The following is a 20391-nucleotide window of genomic DNA, read 5'->3' as shown; positions in this document are numbered from 1 at the left end:
ATTTATGTTTTAATAGTTTATTAATAAAGATTACTTATCCGTATAACTTACTCTAGGAGCTCCCTTCATGACGATGCACAACCCCTTCCAGCCTGTTGAGAAAATCAAAACAGAAGTTTTTTCAACGATGCCTGAGAAATTTAGGAAAAAATCTCGCACGGGTTGGTCTGATCCAAATCGTCAGGGCGCAGAAGTGGAGTGCTTCTTAGAGGGCCCTTCATTTGATCGCGACGGAAATTTGTGGTTTGTGGACATTCCTTTTGGCCGCGTTTTCCGTATCGATACAAAAGGTGAGTGGGAATTAATTACCCAATACGATGGTTGGCCAAATGGCTTGAAGTTTCATAAAGATGGGCGTGCATTCATTTGCGATTACAAGGCAGGCTTAATCGCTTTAGACCCTAAGACTGGAAAAATTGAAACCATTTTGGGTTCAATGTATAGCGAGAACTTTAAAGGCTTAAATGATTTGCACTTTGCCTCAAATGGCGATTTGTATTTCACGGACCAAGGTCAAACTGGTATTGCAGATCCAACAGGGCGTGTCTTTCGATTGCGTGCCAATGGCCAATTAGATCGCTTGGCACTTAACGTCCCAAGTCCTAACGGCATTACATTGAATACTCAAGAAAAACATGTATTTGTAGCCGCTACCAGATCTCAGCAGATCTGGAGACTACCTCTGATGGCTGATGGCTCGGTATCTAAGACTGGCGTGGCAGTTCAGCTCACAGGCGGTGTTGCAGGTCCTGATGGTATTGAGATGGATTCTGAAAATGGGCTATTGGTTTGCCACCTAGGGATTGGCATCTGGAGGTTTGATAACAATATGCTGCCTACCCATTTAATTTACTCAGAGAACCCACATCATCATCATTTAGCCAATATGTGTTTTGGTGGTGCTGATGGAAAAGATCTCTACATCACAGAATCTTTATCTGGCGACATCTTGAAGGCTCGTCTCCCAATCGCAGGCAAAAAAATGTTTGGGCTCACCTAAATTGTCAGAAAGACTACCGTTATATAAATCTTTAGCAAACACGCTAGAGCAGCGTATTTATAACGGTGATTGGCCGGTCGGCTCTTTATTGCCGGCCGAGATCGATTTATGTAGAGATTTTGAATCTAGTCGGCATACCTTGCGCCATGCTTTGCAAATTCTGCAGGCTAGTGGTCTGATTTATCGTCGCCAAGGCGCACCTACAAAAGTGGTATCTAGGCAGCGTTTGCGGCGTTTTACGCAAAGCTTCAATTCACCAATCGATATCTTGAGTTATTCGCGTGACACTTATCGCAAAAACTTAGTCGAAGAATATATTGAGCTAGACCAGTCATTAAGTCTGATTGTGAAAGCGCCTATTGGCTCCTCCTGGTATCACATTGGAGGTATGCGTAAGCGGCAGCAGTCTGAAGAAATTATTGCTTGGACTGATATTTACATCTTGCCTCAATTTGCGTCCTTAACAAGCGATCCAGAGCATACACAGGTGATGGTATACGAGCAGATAGAGAAAAAATATGGAGCGAGGATTGAGAGGGCGGAAGTTGATGTGTATGCCGCCCCAGCATCGTCAGAGATTGCCGCAAAACTCAATATCAAACATAATCCTTCTTGCTTGGTGATCATTCGTCGATATTTTGATGATCAAGATAAGTTATTTGAGGTATCAGTGACGCATCACCCAGAAAGTAAGTATGTTTATAGTATGGAATTTAAAGCGAGCTCAGAGATTTAAGTCACTATGAAGTATTTATCCATCACCGATGCCGAAGCTTTTATATCAAAGGCGCTTCAATCACAACAGGTTCCTGCGGCCGACGCAGACATCATTGCCAATTTAATGGTGCAATCTGATTTAGTTGGGGCTGATGGCCATGGGATTTTTCGTTTACCTGCGTATCTAAAGAGAATTCGAGCTGGCGGCGTTAATCTCAATCCCAATATTCGGATTGAGCGTGAGCAAGGTGCAACAGCACTGATTAATGGTGATAATGCTTTAGGCCATCTGGTGATGAATAGGGCAGTTGATCTAGCGATTGAAAAGGTAAAAAAACATAGTGTCTGTTGGATTGGGAGCCATTACGGAAATCATTCAGGCGCGGCATCAGTGTATGTTCGCAAATTAGCAGAACAAGGCTACATTGGTATTTATATGGCTGTTGGTAACGCCAATCATATGGCGCCATGGGGCGGCATTGACTTGCTACTCTCTACCAATCCGATTGCAATTGCTGTACCAGCGGGTGAAGGTCCCATGGTTCTCCTAGATATTGCCACCACAGTGGCTGCTTATGGAAAAGTGAAAGTTGCAGCCCAGAAGGGCGAGTCAATACCAGATGATTGGATGATCGATCGACAAGGTAAGCCCATTACAGATCCTCAAAGAGCTGCAGAGGGCTCCTTATTGCCAATTGGCGCCTATAAAGGATATGGTTTGGCTGTCATGATTGGTTTGCTTGCAGGCGCACTGAATAATGCTGCCGTAGGAAAAGGTACGATTGATTTCAACGTACACCATGATTTGGTAACGAATACTGGACAAACCATTATTGCAGTTGATCCAAGTGCTTTTGGAAACAAGGAAGAGTTTGTCAGTAGAGTGATTGCCTTAGTTGAGGATTTAAAAAACTCAGCAACATTGCCTGGCGTTAAAGAAATTCGAGTGCCAGGTGAAGGTGCTGCAAAGATGATGGCTGAGAGAAAGCGTTTAGGCATTCCAGTGTCACCTGAATTACTAGAGGCATTAAATGCCTGTGCTAAAGAGTGCGGTATCGCTACTTTAAATTTATAAGAATTGAAATTATTACTGGAGGAGACAATATGTTTAAAAAATTATTAAAAAACATAGCATTAAACACTGCAGCAGCGTTGACAGTGATTCCGGTACTCGCGGGTTTCGCTGTTGCTGCTTACCCCGATAAGCCTATCAAGATGATGATTGGCTATGCACCAGGTAGCTCTACTGACATTGTGGGCAGGATGATCGCCAATGATCTGAGTCTTGCTTTAAAGCAGCCCGTCATTGTTGAGAATCGTGGTGGTGCAGCCGGTAGCTTGGCTGCTGATGCTGTTGCTAAGAGCGCTCCAGATGGTTATACCATTCTGTTTGCGCAAAATGGCTTAGCAATTAACGTAGCAGCTAATCCAAGATTGCCATTTAATGGGCAAAAAGATTTACTGCCAGTAGTTGGAGTTGCAGCTACTCCCCATATTTTGATTGTGAATAATAATTCTCCTGCCAAGTCTGTTGCTGACCTCATTGCAATGCTCAAAGCGGATCCTGGGAAATTGAGTTTTGGTTCTTCTGGTATCGGAAATTCAGATCATATGGCAGGCGAATTATTTTTAGCTACTACCGGTTTACAGGCGATCCATATTCCCTATAAAGGTGGGTCACCAGCAGCTACAGATTTAGTTGGAGGGCAAATTGACTTTTACTTTGCTGGTATGCCAGTAGGACTCCCCTTATATAAAGGTGATAAAGCCAAAGCATTAGCCGTGACTGGTAAAAGTCGCTTTAGTGGTGCTCCTGAATTAATGACAATGCAAGAGGCAGGCGTTAAAGGTTATGAAATGGCTTTATGGCAGGGTGTATTTGTTCCCGCAGGAACTTCGCCCAGCATCATTAAGGAACTCAATAATTCCATTCTGAAAATCTTAGAAACGCCAGAGATGAAAGAGCGCTTCCAGAAGGCTGGTGTCCAAGTTGCCCCAATGAATACTCAACAGTTCTCAGATTTGTATTTCTCAGATATTGCCCGCTGGAAAGTGGTGATAGAGAAGGCAAAGATTAGGTTAGACTAATTTAAAACGTCTTTTCAAAATCATTAAGCGCTGAGGTCAAATACAAGGACTTCAGCGCTTTTTCCATTGGAGATAGCCAATTGACTTTCAGCTGCAATCAGAAGTGCATCTCCACTCTCCAGAGTCTGGCTATTGATATCTAGTGATCCTTGAATCAGGTGAACATAAGCCTTGCGTTTCGGATCAAGCTGCAATTGTGCTAACTGTTGCTCATCAAATAAACCGGCATATATCTTCGCATCTGCAAATATTTTTACAGATCCTTCTGCGCCATCTGGTGAGGCGACTAAGCGTAGCTTGCCTTGTTTATCAGAAAGTGGAATTGTCTTTTGTTCATAGCTTGGCTCAATCTCCAAAACATTAGGCTCAATCCAGATTTGTAAGAAATGGGTTGTTTGGTCTTTCGCATGATTGAACTCACTATGCGTGACGCCAGAGCCAGCGCTCATTCGTTGCACATCCCCTGGAGGAATACCTTCGATATTGCCCATACTATCTTCATGGGCTAATTCACCAGAGAGAACATAGCTAATGATTTCCATATTGCGATGACTATGTTTCCCAAAACCCATTCCGGCTGCTACGCGATCTTCATTGATGACTCTTAAGTTCCCCCAGCCCATAAATTGGGGGTTCTGATAGCCGGCAAAAGAGAAGGAATGGAAGCTTTTAAGCCAACCGTGGTTTGCATAGCCTCTATCTGCTGATTTTCGTAGTTGGAGCATGGGTTTAAGCTTTCGTTATAGCAATATCAATAAGGACATTATCATTAGCTTTTAGAATATTTGCTGATTGGTAAAGTATGGCAAGCTTCAAACAGAACGTTCATGAAACTTTTCTAGGGCTTTTCGAGAGCGCCCAAGAGAAGTGGTTCGACTTTGTTCAGTTCGTAAAAGAGGCCTGGCCGATTTTAGTTCTTCTTTTGTTGATCATCGTAGGTATCGGCATATACGCTGATCCGCCACCCCCGCGGAATGTGATGATGGCAACAGGAGGCCCTGGTAGTGCGAGCGAGATCCTGGGAAAACGGTATGCAGAATTCTTTGCCAAAAAAGGCATTACGTTAGAGTTAGTCCCGACGAAGGGGGGCGCAAGAAAATATTGATCGTTTGTCAGATCGCAATGATCCTTTGCAAGTAGCGTTTGTCCAGGCTGGGTTCGTTTCTACCAAGGACACTGCTGGTATTCAGTCTCTAGGCGTTATTGCCTATAACCCTATTTGGTTTTTCTATCGTGGTTCCGAGCTCAACTCTAAAGAACTTCATGGTGTAGATAGGGGGTTGAAGTATTTCCTGACAAAAAAGATCTCCATTGGCGTTGAGGGTAGCGGCACATATGCGCAAGCCATCAAACTGTTAAAGCTTTCAGGCTATGAGCCTGGACCAGACTTTGTGAATTTGCCTGGAGATCAAGCCGTCAAGGCAATCCAAAATGGAGAGATAGATGGTGTTTTTATGGTGGATGCCTATTACTCTCCAAACATACAGACCTTGCTAAAGGATCCGACTTTACAAATTGGGACATTTCAGCGCGCTGGAGCGTACGCGAAATTAGAGCCTTACTTACAAGTGTTGAATGTGTCTGAAGGGGCGTTTGATTTAAAGCGTAACTTCCCTAGAGCAGATATCAAAATGCTGGCTACCACCACCAATCTCTTAATTGATGACCGTATGCATCCGGCTATTCAATTTTTATTTCTCTAAGCGGCTACCGAGATTAATGGTAAAGCTACTTTCTTTGCCGACCGTGGAGAATTCCCGTCCTTTAAAAATACGATGTTTCCAGAGAGCCCTGTAGCTGTTCATTTCGAGAATAATAACTATCCGCTTTTGGTTACCTTGCTTTCGTACTTACCATTTTGGCTTGCAGAACTAGTAAATCATGTTGTGTTTATGGTTTTACCGTTTCTAATTATTGCCTACCCACTATTACAAGCTTTGCCAGGTTTTAGAACCCGGCGTATGCAAAATAAGATCAATCGCTTGTATGCGGACTTGAAGAGCCTGGAGCAAGAGTTGCTTGCTAATTTTGATCTGAGTCAGTTAGACGAGTATTTGAAGAGATTGGATGTCCTCGAGTATCGGGCGCTGACGATCCAGGTATCTAAACGTCTAGCAAGTGAGTGCTATTCTTTGCGCACCAGTATTGATTATGTCCGTAACTGCCTAAACCGCGGTGTGCAGCCTTATCAAATTATTGAAGCTGTACAAACTTTTGAGGGTCAAGAGGTTGCTCCTATAGAGCAACCCCCTAAAGTAGAGCCCCATTCATAAACTATTCGCTCTCACTCGATTTGCTAGGGTATTTAAAAGAGGCGTAACGTACTACTGCATTCGCTAAGGCTAGTACAAGGATTGTGATGCCCATGTAGAGAATGGGAAGGTCGGCCTCATGCTTAGTATTAACCAAATCAATAATGAGTCGGGTTACCGCGGTGATTGCCACGTAGATTAAAAACCGCACAGGCATGTGATTAGTCTTGAAATAAATGCCGACCATGGCGCCAATCTCTAGGTAGATGAATAGTAAGAGCAAATCTTCAATAGAAGCAGATCCTTTATCTACCATTCCTATGAAGGCGACGGCGGAAGACCAGACGGTTGCAGCGCCAATGCCAAATAATGCGATCCGATGGAATAGAGAGACAAATAGATTGCCAATCGGTACCGTCCACTTTTCAACGGTTGCCTCTAGCTTGGAGGCATCTTTTGGTGAGTTTGGGGTCATGCTCATAAAAACTCCATTGTTTTTTTGGTGGACTTCAGTATATTTCGCAATGAGGTTTAGGGGAATAAAAAAGAGGCCCAAAGGCCCCTTTTTTCGGAAGCGCCCCTCTTTATTACCCTAAGCTATCAGCCCAGATATTGTGAGCCCAGCCCCAGGCATAAACACCCTCGAGCGTAGATGGTGCCGGCGATAGTCCGCCAGATCCTGGAACAGTCTTGAAGGTCTTCTCAGCGGCATTGTATTGATGCACGCTGGCAACGTGCACAACTTCACGCTCATTCACGAAGCTGTAGCAGGTATTAGTGAGAACAGGTGCTGGATTTATTTCCCAGCCGCTGAGCTCAGCCACAATTGCCGCGGCCGCCACTTTGGCATGTGAATTAGCCATATGACCAGACTTGGGCATTGCTGGGGCAATTTGTATTGAGTCACCTAATACATGGATATCCTTTTGCGCTGTAGATTCAAAGTTCAGGAAGTTCACATTCACCCAGCGACCATTCGAATTTGCTAATCCAGTTTTGACTGCAATTTCACCAGCACTCATCGCGGGCAGTAAATTCAATACATCAGCCTTAATATCGTCTTGAACTTCAAGCTTGATTGTTTTAGTTTTTGCATCAACCGCAGTGACATTATGTTTTGGTAAATATTCAATCATGCCAGTGTATTGCTCAGCCCAAACTTTCTTAAAGAGTGCACCCTTGGATGTCACATCTTGGTTAGCATCTAAAATCAGTACCTTAGATTTCGGCTTATTCTTTTTCAGGTAGTTTGCTACTTGGCAAGCACGCTCATATGGGCCAGGAGGGCAGCGATACGGCGCCTCTGGAATGCTGATGGCAAATGTTCCGCCATCTCTCATAGAAGCCAACTGCTTATGAAGTGCAACGGTCTCAGGACCGGCTTTCCAAGCTTGTAAGGTCACCCCATCTTTGTTTGCCTGAGTTAGACCTTCAATGGTATTGGTCATTAAGGTAATGCCAGGAGAAACAATGGCCTTGTCGTAGCGTAAGGTTTTACCTGAGGCTAGCTTGACGGTTTTTTTATCTGCATCAATACTGGCAACGCTATCTTGAATGACTTTAATACCATGACGCTTGCTCAGATTGTCATAAGGTGAAGTGAGCTCTGATAAAGTGCGTGAGCCACCCACCACCAAATTAGATAGCGGGCAAGAAATAAATGAAGCATTTGGCTCAATGAGCGTTACTTTGGCGGTGTTATTCGAAAACAGGCGTATGTATTTAGCAGCAGTAGCGCCGCCATAACCACCGCCAATAACAAGAATTTCTGCTTTTTGTAAATTAGCACGAGCATGGCCAGAGAAGCCTGCAAGCAAACCAAGCGCTGCTGCGCTTTGACCAATAAAGTGTCGACGATCCATGATGGGCTTCCTTATTATTTCTTACCAAGCTGATTGGCGATAGTTGCAAGTTGCTCATCAGAGTAGCCTTTGGCTAACTGCGGCATGATGGTTCCTTCACGAGCGCCAGATTTAAATGCCTTCAATTGCGTCAGCATTTGCTCGCTTGTTAAATTATTGATTATGGGCATACCAGCATTAGGCACTCCTATGCCGTCAGTGCCGTGACAGTTAGCGCAGGTAGCAGCAAGGCCGCGTTTGTATAAATTGCTGGCATCAGCGTTTTGCGCAAGGGCAACACTACTCCATTGGCTAAAGCCGATATAGAGCACTGCTAGGATTGCGGGTTTGAGATACTTTGCTCGCATGGGGTCCATCTCCAATTGGTTTATTTCTTAAATAATGTATTGCATTTTTGCTTAGTAGCATCTTAAACAAGAAGTTCTGAGAAAAGTGAGAATTGCTTCATATTCATTTCTCATAAGCTCATTCCAAAAAGGGGTGGAGTCTACTTTTTTCTGATCTTCCTGCATACCTATAAACTATAGGGATGCGTGGCTTATTTTCTTACCGTTCTGCTCTTCTGATACTGCTTCTAGGTGTATTTACCTATCTTTATGGCTTAGATAGTCGGTTTGCACCTAAAAACGGGGACGAGTACCCCTATATGCATATAGTCCGCATGACTGCGCAGGTCGGTAATTGGCTACCCTTGCAGTCTGAAATGGACGGAATCAAAAATACCAAGCCTCCACTCATTTTTTGGCAAGGTCTTGCTTCTAGCCATTGGGCAAGTCAATGGTCTCTAGCGAGCTTACGTTGGCCTAGTGTCCTCTATACAGGACTTACCGCTTTTTTCTTATTTTTAGCGGTTCGTCGCCTTAGCGGTAAAACCCAAACTGGTTTGTTAGCAACTTTGGTATGGCTTTCTTTTTTTGCCACCTATCGTTATGGACGTCCTTTCTTAGCAGACCCACCAGAAGTCTTTTGGATTAGCTTGCCATTTATGGCGCTGCTCTATTGGGGTAAGGGCGCATTCGAATCCAAGTTCTTTTTCCCGCTATTGGCTGGCATTTGTTTTGGCCTGGCACTATTTGCCAAATCTTTTGCATACATCGCGCCTGCCACTTTTGCCCTAGGCCTTTACTACTGGCGCTGGCGGCAGTGGAGTATTCCAAAAATACTCACCCATGATCTATATAAGGTTTGCATCGCTGGTCTATTGGCTTTAGCGGTGTTTGCCTTGTGGTTTGCTTTTGATCCAAACCCAGAAGCGATTTGGAAAGAATTTGTTCTTGGCGAAAATGCTGGCAAATTTGCAGCCAGAAACTCTAACTACGTATTAGACCTTCTGCGTGGTGGCGACAGTATTTGGCTATTACTTTTAACGACATTGGCTAATGCTGGTTTATTTACTTTTGTATTGATTTCAACTTTATGGCAATGCTGGCGTGAACGCCGCTTCTTAAGCTTAGAAGAAGTTCTCCTGTTACTACTCATCGTTGCATTTTTAATCGTCTTTACTTTGCCGAGTCAGCGCTCTGGCAGATATCTGTTGCCAATCATGCCAGCATTCGCTGCCTTGATTGCCTTGCATTGGGAGCGATTACCTTTGTGGGGCTTTCGGATTGCCTTGCTACTGCAGATGCTAGCTCTTTCACTTCTATTGTGGATAGGTATCAATCTGCAATTCTCTGGTCTCATGGAAGATCTATTCACATGGACCTACTCTTATTGCCACTGGATATTGATGGCTGGAAGTCTGGTGATTGTTTTGGTAGGTTTACTGAGGCGTAATCATTCGAAGACGCTTGCATTGGCAGGATGTTTTTTGACTTATTGCGCGCTGACTAGTAGCCTTACTCCCTTGGAGGCAAAGCTAGGCCGTTACTCGGTTGAAACGATTACGCAAGTTCAAGGTAAGGATGTTTGGATACCTTGTGACTATCGCGCCAAAGATGAAGAGTACCGATTGTTGTTGCCCGGAACCAAGCTCCATGGCTATTTGGCTAAAGATGCTGCTGAAGTAAGCAAGCTAACAAGTTCCTATCCTATCGTGGCAGTCCATGCACCATTGGGGGCTAAGCCAGAGCTATGCGACTCCTGTCAGATTGTTGGGCAGAGAATGGAGATGCGTGCACGCCACTCTGATGAAGAAATCAAGCAGATGTTACAAGGCCATATCGGAAAGTATCTTTTTGTGAATGAGTATCTAGTTGTAACACCGGTGATCGCCCCGGATCTTTCTAATGTTAAGGATGTTTGTAGATGAGCCGTGTTATTGCCCTCTGTTTTTTATTGCTAACTGCAGTACTCGGATTCTTGCATATTGATAGTCGACCAGCTTGGGCGCCATTCGCAACACAGATAGTTACTCCAGTTGAAGAGGAATTAGAGGTAGCCCCAGCCCCAAAACCTAAAAACCAAAATACTCCAAGTAAGGCAAACATTGCAAGCCCCGTTAGTACTTGGTTGCCAGAAACAGGCGCCGCTTCAGTACACGCAGCATCTCTGATTGCATTGAAGGATGGCGCTCTTCGAGCTTTTTGGTTTGCCGGTAGTCGTGAAGGCGCAGCAGATGTTGTGATAAATAGTGCCGTCTTTGATCCTAAGTCATCCAATTGGAGTGCTCCTACTGTTGTCATGGATAGAGTGAGTGCTGAAAAGGGTTTATCACGTTACATCTCTAAACTCGGTAATCCAGTCCCTGCCAGAATGGCAGATGGTCGCTTGCAATTATTCTTTGTTACGGTTTCGATTGGGGGCTGGGCAGGGAGCTCAATTTCTAGTGTGATTTCGGATGATGAAGGTTTGACTTGGTCTAATCCACAGCGCCTGATTGGATCCCCTCTGATTAATATCAGCACTCTAGTGAAGTCTCCAGCTATTGCGTTTGCCGATGGCCGTCTAGGTTTGCCTGCGTATCACGAGTGGATCGGACGCTTCGGTGAATTCTTAAGGGTTGATGCCGGACAAGTCATTGATAAGCGTCGTATGAGCTCAGGCCGAAGCGCCATTCAGCCACTGGTATTTGTAAATGATGCTCAAGACGCAACTGCATATTTCCGTCAAACAAGAAGAGCGGGTTATGCAAAGCAAGTACCCGTTAGCGAAACATTTAATGCAGGTCAATCATGGCAGTCAGTTGCAGATTTACCGATTGCCAACCCCAATTCTGCAGTAGCTGGTTTGATACTCAATAGCGGTGCCCGAATTTTGGTCTTAAATAATATTGAAGCAGGGCGTTATCGCTTAGCCTTGATGATGGCTGATCCCAAATCTGGGCAGTGGCAAGTGATTGAAGTAGTGGAAGATGATGAGGCCTTGCCAGCAGATCAGCGCAAAGAGTTTTCTTATCCATACCTCATTAGCACTGATGGTAATGATGCACATTTGGCCTATACCTGGGATCGCAAGAAGATTCGTCATCGATACTTCTCCGGGGCCTGGTTAAAGCGTGCTCAAAGCCAGCTCGACACTCCATCAGCAAATATCATTTCTCAGGAGGCTAAATAATGAATCACCTCATGCAGATTTTTGCTTTAGTTGAGCTATCCATTACGTGTGCAGTAGTGATGATATTGCTATTGCAAAAAACATCATCCCAAGAGCTTTCGCTCACGACAAAAGTAATGTTGATTCTATTGCTCGGCAATCTCTTTTTCTGGCCCTTAGGGCTCGGCATGGAATTACCGCTGGTTGCTTATGTGCGAGGTGTTATTGGTGATCTGAGTATTGTCACGATGTTATTACTTTGGACTTCATTGTTGTCGGGAAGAAAACCTACTCCATTTGCATTTAAAGTTTCTATAGCTTGTATTGCTATTGTCTTTTACCCGCTGGCCTTAGGTATTGGCATGATCGATCCCTATGCTTGGGGATATGGATCAGTCCTCTTTTTTATTGCAGTCTTACTTTTTGCGGTAGTGTGTGGTCTAGCCAATTGGAGTAAGGGCGTTTGGATCATTGCAATTGCTATTCTTGCGTGGGCGGCGCATTGGCATGAGTCTGCCAATCTGTGGGATTACTTATTAGACCCATTCTTAGCCATCTGGGCATTGATAGCAGTGTTTGGGGCGCTATATAGAAGACGCAGAGATAAAGCCCGTTCTGGTTATTTATTTAGACCAGGTTAAGAAATGCGGGGTTGAGAAAATACGAGATTGAGTCTTCAGAAAGAAAAAAGCCAGCATGTTGCTGGCTTTTTATTTGATGGAGTAAATACTTAGTCTGGGATATTCGCTTTACGAATAATCGGACCCCATTTATTCACTTCTGCTTCAAGGTGAGTCTTTAAGCCATTCGGAGTCATCTTGTCTGGCGAGACGATATCAATGTTGGCATCTTCTAAACGTTTTTTCACGTCAGGTGAGTTGAGTGATTTTTTCAACGCTGCATTGAGCTTATCCAAGATTGGTTTTGGAACGCCTTTTGGTGTGTACATGCCATGCCAAACTTTAACCTCGAAACCTTTTAAGCCTTGCTCATCCAAAGTAGGTACGTTTGCGATTGCAGGTAAGCGTTTCATGGTGGTAGTGCCATAAGCCTTCACACGACCGTCCTTGATATAAGGAATGGTTTGGGTCGTTTGATCGCAAAGCAGATCTACTTGGCCGCCCAATAAGTCTGTTAGTGCTGGGCCAGTCCCTTTGTAAGGGATGTTAGTAAGCTTCACGCCCATACGGCTTTGGAATAACAAGCCGCAAAGCTGTGACACCGCGCCTGGACCGGCATTAGCCATCGTGATTTTTGAGCCATTTGCCTTGATGTAGGCCTCTAACTCTTTGAAATTATTTGGTGGCAAATCCTTCTTACCCAAAAGCACCATTGGCACGTCAGCTACTTGGCCAATGTATTCAAAGCTAGTCATTGGATCGTAGGGAAGTTTGTCATAGAGTGCATTCGCTGTTGCCATACCCATGTGGTGCAAGTAAATGGTATAGCCATCTGGTGCAGCGCGTGCTACTTTAGTCGATGCAATCGTGCCGCCTGCACCATTGACGTTTTCTACTACTACGGTTTGGCCTAAGGCTTGTCCCATTGGCACCGCAATTAATCGTGCAACAGTGTCAGTTGGTCCGCCAGCAGCAAATGGTACGACTAAGGTAATCGACTTACTTGGCCAGTCTTTTTCTGCCATGGCATTGCCGCTCAGAAGTGCGCTTGCAGTCAGGGCCGCAGTCATTCCAGAAAATAAGAAATTCTTAATCTTCACTTTGATCTCCATCTTTTAATGTGTTCGATATTCTGCCAGTTTAATGGCCTTTTAGGCAAGCTAATGCCTAGTGCTCACCAGCAATAGCAACGGTTCTTTGAGCCAGCAGCACCACTGGACGATCAATCATGCGCCCATCTAGCTTAACTGCACCTCCTTTAGAGGTTTTATCAGCCTCAATGACCCGCTGAGCCCAAGCTAATTCTTCCTCTGAAGGCATAAAAGCAGCCTTCACAATACCCACTTGCTTTGGATGGATACAGAGTTTTCCACCAAAGCCCATGCGCTTAGCTCGCTTTGCATCATCTTGAATACGTGCCACGTCATCGGTGGTTGGCGTAACCCCATCAATAGGAGGGGCAATTTGGGCAACTCGAGATGCCAGGATGATTTGGAAACGCGCAGTCTGAAGTTCGGTTTCTTGTGGATCACAAACCATTCCAAGGTCTGCCTGCAAATCTAAATTACCTATTGCAAGACGAATGACTTGGTTTGCATTCGTTATTTCGCTTAAACGGTCTAAGCCAACAGCAGTTTCAATCATGGGGATGAGGGCGGTATTTGGCAAGACTAGTGCAGCGCCATTCATTTCATCAGCAGATTCACTTTTGGGAATCAGCAGGCAGGCAAGATCCAGTTTTTGCGCCAGCATTAAATCAGCAGAATAAAACTGACTACCTGGCGAGTTACTGCGAATGATGAGGCGTTTCTTTTGCTCAGCAGTAAAGCTAGGCCATGCCGCTTGGATTGAATTGCGAGCAGTCTCTTTATCCTCTGCAGCAACAGCATCTTCCAAGTCCAGGATGACACTACTTGCACCACTATCTAGTGCCTTTGCAAAACGATCAGGGCGAGTACCCGGCACAAATAAAAAGTTACTACAAAAACCTAAAGGCGTATTGAGTGGATTCATATTGGCTAGGCGGACTAATTGTTTTGAAGTAGAAAGCCTATCTTGGCCTGTTTGCGGATATTCCACAAGTGATCAATTGCCTTACTCATCTCAACAGGGCTAGCACCCCCACTAAAAGCGGCAAGGCGCATTGCCTTATCAGTGATCTCAGCGCGGCTTAAGGTGTTTCCAGGATCCCCTTTGGGTTCATCCACGCGACCATCCAGAATCTGTCCATTATTCAAATGTACTTTGACTTTACCAATCCAGCGTTGTGGATAGGCGCTATCTACTTCGGGATCAAGAGTCATGGTGACCCGATCGCGGAAGAGGCAAATGGCATCATCCTTAAAGTGAGCATCAAATTCTTGCAGGCCAGCAAATTGATAGTACGCAACCAAGGCCAGCACAGTGCCCATGGAAAACTTCGATTGATGCACAGTTGCTGGATTAGTTACAGGCCCCAAGACATCGATCGCGCCTTGATGCACTAATGTTTCTACCTTAGCGATATCGCTTGGCTTGAGTTTATTGGTCAGCATCACATGCAATAGCGCGTCAGCGGCAGGGTGAGTATGGCGACAAGAGGAGTGGTATTTAAAGCTTGTCTCTGCTAGGGTCCAGCGGCTGCCTAAACGATCAACCAATTTGCTGGGGTCGGCATCGCTTGACATGCCGGCAGCCAAACCTTGCTTGCCCTCAAGAATATGCTCTGCACCAGTAAAGCCTGCTTGAGCAATATAGGCCGACATCAAGCCAGTTGCCGCTGCATGAGCGGTATGTAATTGTTTGGAGTCTGCAGCATCACGTAAAAATTCCCATACGCCAGCGGACTGTGTGCCAGCAGAACCAAAGGCATGTAGCATTTGCGCAGGGGTGAGCTTGAGCAGTCGCCCGACAGCAGCCGCAGCAGCGAACGTGCCAGCAGTGCCGGTGGTATGAAAGACTTTGTAGTGTGAGCGTCCCAAGAATTCGCCAACCCGAATACCCACTTCGTAACCCACTACTGCTGCAACTAACAGTTCTTCTCCAGAGGCGCCGATTGCTTGTGCGCAGGCTAGGGCAGGCGGAAACACTACGGTAGCTGGATGAAAGACTGAACCATTGTGAACATCATCCTGTTCTACTACGTGTGATGCAGCAGCATTAGCCATTGCGGCCAAAAAAGGGCTTGAACTTTTTCGAGAGATCACTATTTCAGAAGGGCCAGCATGGCTACTATCAAAACTACCCATACTCTGAGCAAACTGAGTGATGATTTCCACAGGGCGCGAACCTTTGCCTGCGATTGCTGAGCCAAACCAATCCACCAATAAATCTTCAGCACGACTCATCACATCACTTGGAATATCACTGGCTTTTAAATTGGCAGCAAAGCTGGCTAGCTCACGAGTTAAATGATCATTACTCATCAAAATATTCTCTTATTAGTATTGCTACGTTATGCCAGAACAGCAGTAGCTTGCATGGTTAGCCAGCCTTCATGATCTTGCGCCCAAATAGTAATCGTTTTGCCACTAGGATCTTTTTCTAAATCAGGCTTAGCGGATACTTTGAAGATATTGATATCAAAGGTTGGCCTAATTGCACGGAATTCAAAACTCTTCAGCTTACAGCCCGGAATACTTTGACGCACTAAATCTACTAGTAGAGTAGCAATTAAAGGCCCATGCACAATCAATCCTGGATAGCCTTCTACCTCGGTAACGTATTGACGATCATAGTGAATACGATGACCATTAAAAGTGAGCGCTGAGTAACGAAAGAGCAACACATCATCAGGTGTGATTATCTTAGTCCACTTTGCATCGGTTGGTGCGGGAGTAGGTGCAACTGGTTTGTCATCAGGTCCTGGTGCATCTCGATAGACAATATCGTGCTCTTCAATGATGGCAAGACCATATTGGTTTGATATCTGATGTTTCACTAAAACAAAAATCAAATCACCGGTACGACCTGACTTATGGGTCACGGATTCAATTTTAGAAACGCGCTCAATGTCATCGCCTACTGAAAGTGGCGCCAACCACTGGATACGGCTACCTGCCCACATACGACGTGGAAGTGGAACCGGCGGCAAGAAACCGCCACGTTGGGGATGACCATCAGCACCAATTTCAGATTGCCTTGCATGCGGCAAGAAATACAGCCAATGCCACAGTTCAGGAAGGAATGCGCCCTTATTGGGCTCTGGATCAAGTCGATCTAGAGTTGCCGATAGGGCGCGAACAGGCGCTGCTGTAATGGTGTCAGATACTGACTCGGTTTTACCGAGCCATTCTTGAAGGTGGGTAATAGTTTGGGCTTCGATTCGCATAGCTTCCATTATGCCAATCTTGGGAAGGGGGCTTAGCCCATGAGAACTGTAATCAGGTATACGAGCAGTCCAGCTAATGCAGAGCCTCCTAGAACCGTCATTACTCCTTTTTGAAACTTAAATAGCGCCAATCCCGCCAGTCCGCAGATGATGATCGATATCCAGGAAATAGAGGCGCCTAGACCGCTTGGTAAAAACACGTGATAGGCAAAAAACAAGCCTAAATTGGCGATGACGCCAACCACTGCTGCAGTAATGGCAGTCAGTGGTGCAGTAAAGCCAAGCTTGCCATGAGTAGATTCAATCAGGGGACCGCCCACCAGAATAAAAAAGAAAGAGGGCAAGAAGGTAAACCAAGTAGCAACGCAAGCACCAAGTACGCCAAACCAAAATGGATTGCTACTGCCGATGAGATGCTGAATATGACCAGCAAGATAGCCGACGAAGGCAACTACCATGATGAGGGGCCCTGGCGTAGTTTCTCCAAGGGCTAAACCATCAATCATCTGATTGGCACTAAGCCAATGAAAATGATCTACTGCGCCTTGGTAAACATAGGGTAGTACAGCATATGCACCACCAAAGGTGAGAAGTGCAGCCTTAGTAAAGAACCAAGCGATTTGAGGGTAGAGCGTTTTCCAACCAAAGATGGTGATCAATACTGCAATCGGCAGTAGCCAACAAGTTAATGCAATTGCGCTATGACGAATAGTTCTCTGAAGATTAAATTGAGCATGCAGAGGGGTGGGGGTGTTGTCATCGATGATGGCGCCGCCGTAATTTTTCTCTTTGGAGTTTGCATGTAATGTTTGCTCAAAATACTCCGGATAGCGCTTACCTCCCCAGTAGCCAATAGCAGCAGCGATCATGATGATGATCGGAAAAGCTAAGTTCAAAATGAAGATGGCTAAAAAAGAAGTAAGCGCAATCCACTTCAATGCATTGTTGTGAATAGTCCGCTTACCAATACGAACGGCTGCGTGCAAAACAATGGCGACAACTGCAGGCTTAATGCCAAAAAAGATGGCAGCGATCCAGGGCACTTGTCCAAAGGTGAGATAAATCCACGATAGCGCAATCAAAATCAATAGTGATGGCAATACAAAGAGCGTTCCAGCTAGGATGCCGCCCCAACTGCGGTGCATTAGCCAGCCAATATAAGTAACTAACTGCTGGGCTTCAGGTCCAGGCAGTAGCATGCAATAGTTAAGCGCATGTAAAAAGCGCCGCTCAGAAATCCAGCGACGCTTCTCAACCAACTCTTGATGTAAAACAGCGATTTGTCCTGCGGGCCCACCAAAACTAATGAAGCCAAGCTTGGCCCAAAACTTCAGGGCCTCGCTTAGTGGAATGCTCAAGCGTCTTCCATTCCGCCAACTACTTGGCTAAAGCCGTTATCCACGTAGATGATTTCACCAGTAATGCCATTGGCTAAATCGGATAACAAGAAGGCAGCAGTATTACCAACATCATCAATTGTGACGTTGCGACGGAGTGGTGCAGTTTTTTCAACCGCCTCCAAAATTTTTCCAAAGCCTTTGATTCCAGAAGCAGCCAAAGTTTTAATCGGGCCAGCAGAAATGCCGTTAGCACGAATACCTTTTGGACCCACTGAGCCAGCGAGGTAGCGTACCGATGCCTCTAAAGAAGCTTTTGCTAAACCCATGGTGTTGTAGTTTGGAACATTCTTCATTGAGCCCAAGTAGGTCAATGTGACTAAAGATGATTTATCGCGCAACATCGGCAATGCCTCTTTGGCCATTGCAGGAAAACTATATGCAGAAATATCGTGCGCAATTTTGAAGCCTTCGCGCGAGAGCCCTTCCAAAAAGTCTCCAGCAATCGCTTCACGGGGGGCAAAACCAATGGCATGAACAAAGCCATCAAATTGAGGCCAGGATTTGGCCAAATCCGCAAAGAGGGCGCTAATCTGCTCATCGCTACCTACATCACAGTCAAAAATGAGCTCGGTATTGAATTCTTTCGCAAAATCAACGATCCGATCCTTAAAGCGCTCGCCAACATAGGTAAAGGCTAGTTCAGCACCTTCGCGATGACATGCCTTGGCGATACCATAGGCAATCGAGCGGTTGGAGAGGAGGCCGGTAATGAGGATTTTTTTGCCTGAGAGAAAGCCCATGTTGTTTCCTTTGCTTCAAATATGATTAGCTATCTACAATTGTTGCATATATGCCTACCCTAAACCCTATTCGCCATATCGCCCATTTCTTGCTCCTAGCCATGCTGGTAGGGATTGGTGCTAATACAGTGCGGGCGGCTCAGGGGATTTCCCAGTATGGCAAGCCTAAATATGCCGATGGATTTACCCACTTTGATTATGTAAATCCCAATGCTCCTAGGGGAGGTACTCTGACTTTGCCTAACCCTGGGCAAAGAACCAGTTTTGATAAGTTCAATCCCTATACGCTGCGCGGTGTAACCGCCCCTGGAATTGATTTGATGTTTGAATCTTTGGCCGAGGGGAGTGCGGATGAGGTATCCAGTATTTATGGATTGCTAGCTGAAGATATCGCAGTAGCAGCAGATCGTCAGTCAGTCACGTTTCGGATTCGGCCAGAAGCAAAATTTTCTGATGGCACGCCAGTTTTAGCTGCAGATGTTAAATATAGTTTTGATGTGCTCATGAGTGGCAAGGCGCATCCACGATTCAAAACCACTTTTGCCGATATCAAAGAAGCAGTAGTGCTCTCAGATCGATCCGTACGTTTTGACTTTAAGAATAACAATGCTGAGCTACCAATCTTGGCTGGAACTCTGCCAATTTTTTCTCGCAATTGGGGTAAGAAACCTGACGGTACGATTATTCCTTTTGAGAAGATCGCCTTCGAAGCGCCTGTGGGAAGCGGCCCGTACCTGATTGAATCTTTTAAAGCCGGTAAATCGATTGTCTATAAACGCAATCCACAATACTGGGCAGATCAATTGAGTAAGCCTTTGAATGTGCGCGTCGGTTTTTATAACTTTGATCGCGTGCTTTATAAGTTGTATAGCGATGATGCCGTTCGCCTCGAGGCATTTAAGGCGGGTGAGTTTGATGCCATTGTGGAATATCGTGCCAAGATTTGGGCAAAAGGTTATGTGGGCTCTAAGTTTGATAACGGCACCTTAACAAAGAAGGCATTCTTAAATCACAATGGTGCGGGGATGCAAGGTTTTGCCATGAATGTGCGTAAACCGATTTTTCAGGATGTGCGCGTTCGTCAAGCATTGGGCTTAGCATTAGATTTCGAATGGCTGAATCGTCAAATATTTTTTGATCAATATGGGCGTATTAACAGTTACTTCACCAATAGTGATCTGAGTGCCAATTTTGATGGTCCTCGTAAACCTACTGAAGCAGAGCTCAAGTTACTAAAACCGCTTAAGGCTAAATATCCACAATGGGTGCCTGATGCAGTCTTTGGTCCCATGCCAGCACCGCCATCAACCAAATCACCAGATAGTTTGCGCCAGAATTTAAAGAAAGCCCGTGAACTATTAATGCATGCAGGCTGGCAATATCGAGATGGCGCCTTGCGAAATGAAAGAGGCGAACCTTTCCGCATGGAGATGGTAGAAAACGGCGGATTTTTCTTGAGAGTCATTTCTGCTTATAGTCGGAACTTAGAGAAGCTTGGTATTCAGTTGGATATTCGCACGAGTGACTTTGCCTTGTATCAAAAGCGGATCAATGATTATGACTTTGAGATGACGACCACGCGTTTTCCAGATTCACAAAACCCTGGCAATGAGCTTTGGGATCGTTTTGGCAGTCAAGCTGCCAAAGAGAAGGGTTCCGACAACATCATCGGGGTGCAATCACCTGTGGTAGATGCTTTGGTTGAGGAAATTACCAAAGCACAAAACCGTGAGGAGTTGCGTGCAGCGACGAGAGCCTTGGACCGTGTTTTATGGAATAGCTATTACGTTGTCCCTCAGTGGTACAACCCTACACACCGCGTCGCTTTTCGGAAAGAGATGCGCTATCCCGAGCCCCCTTTGTACTATTCTGCTGAGCCCTGGATTATGCAAAATTGGTGGAAAGAGGAGTCTAAATAATGCAAGGACA

At 45.3% G+C, this 20391-nt stretch carries 21 protein-coding genes; 11 read left to right on the top strand and 10 right to left on the bottom strand.

Going from position 1 to position 20391, the window contains the following annotated elements; genetic code table 11:
* The first annotated feature begins 67 nt into the window (after nucleotides 1–67).
* Genes CBI31_RS03390 through CBI31_RS03375 form a run of 4 tightly spaced genes read left to right on the top strand, consistent with a single transcriptional unit; the run spans nucleotide 68 to nucleotide 3805 of the window.
* Complete coding sequence (locus CBI31_RS03390; RefSeq protein WP_088525031.1) at nucleotides 68–1000, top strand: SMP-30/gluconolactonase/LRE family protein; 933 nt, start codon at nucleotides 68–70, stop codon at nucleotides 998–1000.
* Between the two features lies 1 nt (nucleotide 1001).
* A complete protein-coding gene (locus tag CBI31_RS03385; protein ID WP_161491177.1) occupies nucleotides 1002–1736 on the top strand; it encodes a GntR family transcriptional regulator in 735 nt (244 codons plus the stop codon).
* A 6-nt stretch (nucleotides 1737–1742) separates the two neighbouring features.
* Complete coding sequence (locus tag CBI31_RS03380; RefSeq protein WP_088525029.1) at nucleotides 1743–2792, top strand: Ldh family oxidoreductase; 1050 nt, start codon at nucleotides 1743–1745, stop codon at nucleotides 2790–2792.
* 29 nt (nucleotides 2793–2821) lie between these two features.
* Nucleotides 2822–3805, top strand: a complete 984-nt coding sequence (locus CBI31_RS03375; protein WP_088525028.1) for a Bug family tripartite tricarboxylate transporter substrate binding protein — start codon at nucleotides 2822–2824, stop codon at nucleotides 3803–3805.
* Between the two features lie 23 nt (nucleotides 3806–3828).
* On the opposite strand, the gene CBI31_RS03370 is transcribed toward CBI31_RS03375, so the two are convergent.
* Nucleotides 3829–4530, bottom strand: a complete 702-nt coding sequence (locus tag CBI31_RS03370; RefSeq protein ID WP_088525027.1) for a pirin family protein — start codon at nucleotides 4528–4530, stop codon at nucleotides 3829–3831.
* Between the two features lie 77 nt (nucleotides 4531–4607).
* Here CBI31_RS03370 and CBI31_RS10450 point away from each other — a divergent pair, with 77 nt between their 5' ends.
* The 3 genes from CBI31_RS10450 to CBI31_RS10440 all read left to right on the top strand — a co-directional run bounded on the left by CBI31_RS10450 (nucleotide 4608) and on the right by CBI31_RS10440 (nucleotide 6078).
* On the top strand, nucleotides 4608–4910 hold the full coding sequence (locus tag CBI31_RS10450) for a hypothetical protein (RefSeq protein ID WP_206075447.1): 303 nt from the start codon (nucleotides 4608–4610) through the stop codon (nucleotides 4908–4910).
* A gap of 4 nt (nucleotides 4911–4914) precedes the next feature.
* A complete protein-coding gene (locus CBI31_RS10445; protein WP_206075446.1) occupies nucleotides 4915–5508 on the top strand; it encodes a TAXI family TRAP transporter solute-binding subunit in 594 nt (197 codons plus the stop codon).
* Nucleotides 5509–5580: 72 nt separating this feature from the next.
* Nucleotides 5581–6078 carry a hypothetical protein gene (locus tag CBI31_RS10440; protein WP_206075445.1) on the top strand — a complete coding sequence of 166 codons (498 nt, stop codon included), beginning with the start codon at nucleotides 5581–5583 and terminating at the stop codon, nucleotides 6076–6078.
* 1 nt (nucleotide 6079) lies between these two features.
* Here the strand turns inward: CBI31_RS10440 and CBI31_RS03360 are convergent, their stop codons facing one another.
* The 3 genes from CBI31_RS03360 to CBI31_RS03350 all read right to left on the bottom strand — a co-directional run bounded on the left by CBI31_RS03360 (nucleotide 6080) and on the right by CBI31_RS03350 (nucleotide 8266).
* Nucleotides 6080–6538 carry a phosphate-starvation-inducible protein PsiE gene (locus tag CBI31_RS03360; protein WP_088525041.1) on the bottom strand — a complete coding sequence of 153 codons (459 nt, stop codon included), beginning with the start codon at nucleotides 6536–6538 and terminating at the stop codon, nucleotides 6080–6082.
* A 106-nt stretch (nucleotides 6539–6644) separates the two neighbouring features.
* Complete coding sequence (locus CBI31_RS03355) at nucleotides 6645–7919, bottom strand: NAD(P)/FAD-dependent oxidoreductase (RefSeq protein WP_088525026.1); 1275 nt, start codon at nucleotides 7917–7919, stop codon at nucleotides 6645–6647.
* A 14-nt stretch (nucleotides 7920–7933) separates the two neighbouring features.
* Nucleotides 7934–8266, bottom strand: coding sequence for a c-type cytochrome (locus tag CBI31_RS03350; RefSeq protein WP_088525040.1), 333 nt, complete (start codon nucleotides 8264–8266; stop codon nucleotides 7934–7936).
* 182 nt (nucleotides 8267–8448) lie between these two features.
* Between CBI31_RS03350 and CBI31_RS03345 the strand changes: the two genes are divergently transcribed.
* From CBI31_RS03345 to CBI31_RS03335, 3 genes are read left to right on the top strand one after another with little or no spacing between them, the layout of a single operon-like run.
* Nucleotides 8449–10170, top strand: a complete 1722-nt coding sequence (locus CBI31_RS03345; RefSeq protein ID WP_088525025.1) for an ArnT family glycosyltransferase — start codon at nucleotides 8449–8451, stop codon at nucleotides 10168–10170.
* On the top strand, nucleotides 10167–11414 hold the full coding sequence (locus CBI31_RS03340) for a sialidase family protein (protein ID WP_088525024.1): 1248 nt from the start codon (nucleotides 10167–10169) through the stop codon (nucleotides 11412–11414). Before CBI31_RS03345 ends, CBI31_RS03340 begins: the two co-directional genes overlap by 4 nt.
* Nucleotides 11414–12034, top strand: coding sequence for a hypothetical protein (locus CBI31_RS03335; RefSeq protein ID WP_088525023.1), 621 nt, complete (start codon nucleotides 11414–11416; stop codon nucleotides 12032–12034). The genes CBI31_RS03340 and CBI31_RS03335 overlap by 1 nt, the downstream gene beginning before the upstream one ends.
* Nucleotides 12035–12123: 89 nt before the next feature.
* On the opposite strand, the gene CBI31_RS03330 is transcribed toward CBI31_RS03335, so the two are convergent.
* The 6 genes from CBI31_RS03330 to fabI are packed head-to-tail and all read right to left on the bottom strand — an operon-like array spanning nucleotide 12124 to nucleotide 18462.
* Nucleotides 12124–13125, bottom strand: coding sequence for a tripartite tricarboxylate transporter substrate-binding protein (locus tag CBI31_RS03330; RefSeq protein ID WP_088525022.1), 1002 nt, complete (start codon nucleotides 13123–13125; stop codon nucleotides 12124–12126).
* Nucleotides 13126–13180: 55 nt separating this feature from the next.
* Nucleotides 13181–14092 (bottom strand): HpcH/HpaI aldolase/citrate lyase family protein, encoded by a 912-nt coding sequence (locus tag CBI31_RS03325; protein ID WP_240553713.1) that lies wholly within the window; start codon nucleotides 14090–14092, stop codon nucleotides 13181–13183.
* The gene (locus CBI31_RS03320; protein WP_088525020.1) at nucleotides 14041–15417 is read right to left on the bottom strand and encodes an MmgE/PrpD family protein; all 1377 of its coding nucleotides are present in this window, start codon (nucleotides 15415–15417) and stop codon (nucleotides 14041–14043) included. The genes CBI31_RS03325 and CBI31_RS03320 overlap by 52 nt, the downstream gene beginning before the upstream one ends.
* A gap of 29 nt (nucleotides 15418–15446) precedes the next feature.
* Nucleotides 15447–16331 (bottom strand): HTD2 family dehydratase, encoded by an 885-nt coding sequence (locus tag CBI31_RS03315; RefSeq protein ID WP_088525019.1) that lies wholly within the window; start codon nucleotides 16329–16331, stop codon nucleotides 15447–15449.
* A gap of 23 nt (nucleotides 16332–16354) precedes the next feature.
* Entirely contained in the window at nucleotides 16355–17680 is a 1326-nt protein-coding gene (gene chrA / locus CBI31_RS03310) for a chromate efflux transporter (protein WP_088525018.1), read from the bottom strand.
* Nucleotides 17677–18462 (bottom strand): enoyl-ACP reductase FabI, encoded by a 786-nt coding sequence (gene fabI / locus CBI31_RS03305; protein WP_088525017.1) that lies wholly within the window; start codon nucleotides 18460–18462, stop codon nucleotides 17677–17679. Before fabI ends, chrA begins: the two co-directional genes overlap by 4 nt.
* Nucleotides 18463–18512: 50 nt before the next feature.
* Here fabI and CBI31_RS03300 point away from each other — a divergent pair, with 50 nt between their 5' ends.
* Complete coding sequence (locus CBI31_RS03300) at nucleotides 18513–20381, top strand: extracellular solute-binding protein (RefSeq protein WP_088525016.1); 1869 nt, start codon at nucleotides 18513–18515, stop codon at nucleotides 20379–20381.
* The last annotated feature ends 10 nt before the right edge of the window (nucleotides 20382–20391 follow it).

It is taken from the genome of Polynucleobacter campilacus, from assembly GCF_002206625.1.
Taxonomy (GTDB): domain Bacteria; phylum Pseudomonadota; class Gammaproteobacteria; order Burkholderiales; family Burkholderiaceae; genus Polynucleobacter; species Polynucleobacter campilacus.
This window is presented reverse-complemented; position numbering and strand designations above follow the sequence as displayed.

What these genes read in the sequence shown, in the direction of transcription:
- CBI31_RS03390 (WP_088525031.1), top strand. Translation starts at nt 68, where the DNA reads ATGACGATGCACAACCCCTTCCAGCCTGTTGAGAAAATCAAAACAGAA.
- CBI31_RS03380 (WP_088525029.1), top strand. Translation starts at nt 1,743, where the DNA reads ATGAAGTATTTATCCATCACCGATGCCGAAGCTTTTATATCAAAGGCG.
- CBI31_RS03375 (WP_088525028.1), top strand. Translation starts at nt 2,822, where the DNA reads ATGTTTAAAAAATTATTAAAAAACATAGCATTAAACACTGCAGCAGCG.
- CBI31_RS03370 (WP_088525027.1), bottom strand. Translation starts at nt 4,530, where the DNA reads ATGCTCCAACTACGAAAATCAGCAGATAGAGGCTATGCAAACCACGGT.
- CBI31_RS10450 (WP_206075447.1), top strand. Translation starts at nt 4,608, where the DNA reads ATGGCAAGCTTCAAACAGAACGTTCATGAAACTTTTCTAGGGCTTTTC.
- CBI31_RS10440 (WP_206075445.1), top strand. Translation starts at nt 5,581, where the DNA reads ATGTTTCCAGAGAGCCCTGTAGCTGTTCATTTCGAGAATAATAACTAT.
- CBI31_RS03360 (WP_088525041.1), bottom strand. Translation starts at nt 6,538, where the DNA reads ATGAGCATGACCCCAAACTCACCAAAAGATGCCTCCAAGCTAGAGGCA.
- CBI31_RS03355 (WP_088525026.1), bottom strand. Translation starts at nt 7,919, where the DNA reads ATGGATCGTCGACACTTTATTGGTCAAAGCGCAGCAGCGCTTGGTTTG.
- CBI31_RS03350 (WP_088525040.1), bottom strand. Translation starts at nt 8,266, where the DNA reads ATGCGAGCAAAGTATCTCAAACCCGCAATCCTAGCAGTGCTCTATATC.
- CBI31_RS03345 (WP_088525025.1), top strand. Translation starts at nt 8,449, where the DNA reads ATGCGTGGCTTATTTTCTTACCGTTCTGCTCTTCTGATACTGCTTCTA.
- CBI31_RS03340 (WP_088525024.1), top strand. Translation starts at nt 10,167, where the DNA reads ATGAGCCGTGTTATTGCCCTCTGTTTTTTATTGCTAACTGCAGTACTC.
- CBI31_RS03335 (WP_088525023.1), top strand. Translation starts at nt 11,414, where the DNA reads ATGAATCACCTCATGCAGATTTTTGCTTTAGTTGAGCTATCCATTACG.
- CBI31_RS03330 (WP_088525022.1), bottom strand. Translation starts at nt 13,125, where the DNA reads ATGGAGATCAAAGTGAAGATTAAGAATTTCTTATTTTCTGGAATGACT.
- CBI31_RS03320 (WP_088525020.1), bottom strand. Translation starts at nt 15,417, where the DNA reads ATGAGTAATGATCATTTAACTCGTGAGCTAGCCAGCTTTGCTGCCAAT.
- CBI31_RS03315 (WP_088525019.1), bottom strand. Translation starts at nt 16,331, where the DNA reads ATGGAAGCTATGCGAATCGAAGCCCAAACTATTACCCACCTTCAAGAA.
- fabI (WP_088525017.1), bottom strand. Translation starts at nt 18,462, where the DNA reads ATGGGCTTTCTCTCAGGCAAAAAAATCCTCATTACCGGCCTCCTCTCC.
- CBI31_RS03300 (WP_088525016.1), top strand. Translation starts at nt 18,513, where the DNA reads ATGCCTACCCTAAACCCTATTCGCCATATCGCCCATTTCTTGCTCCTA.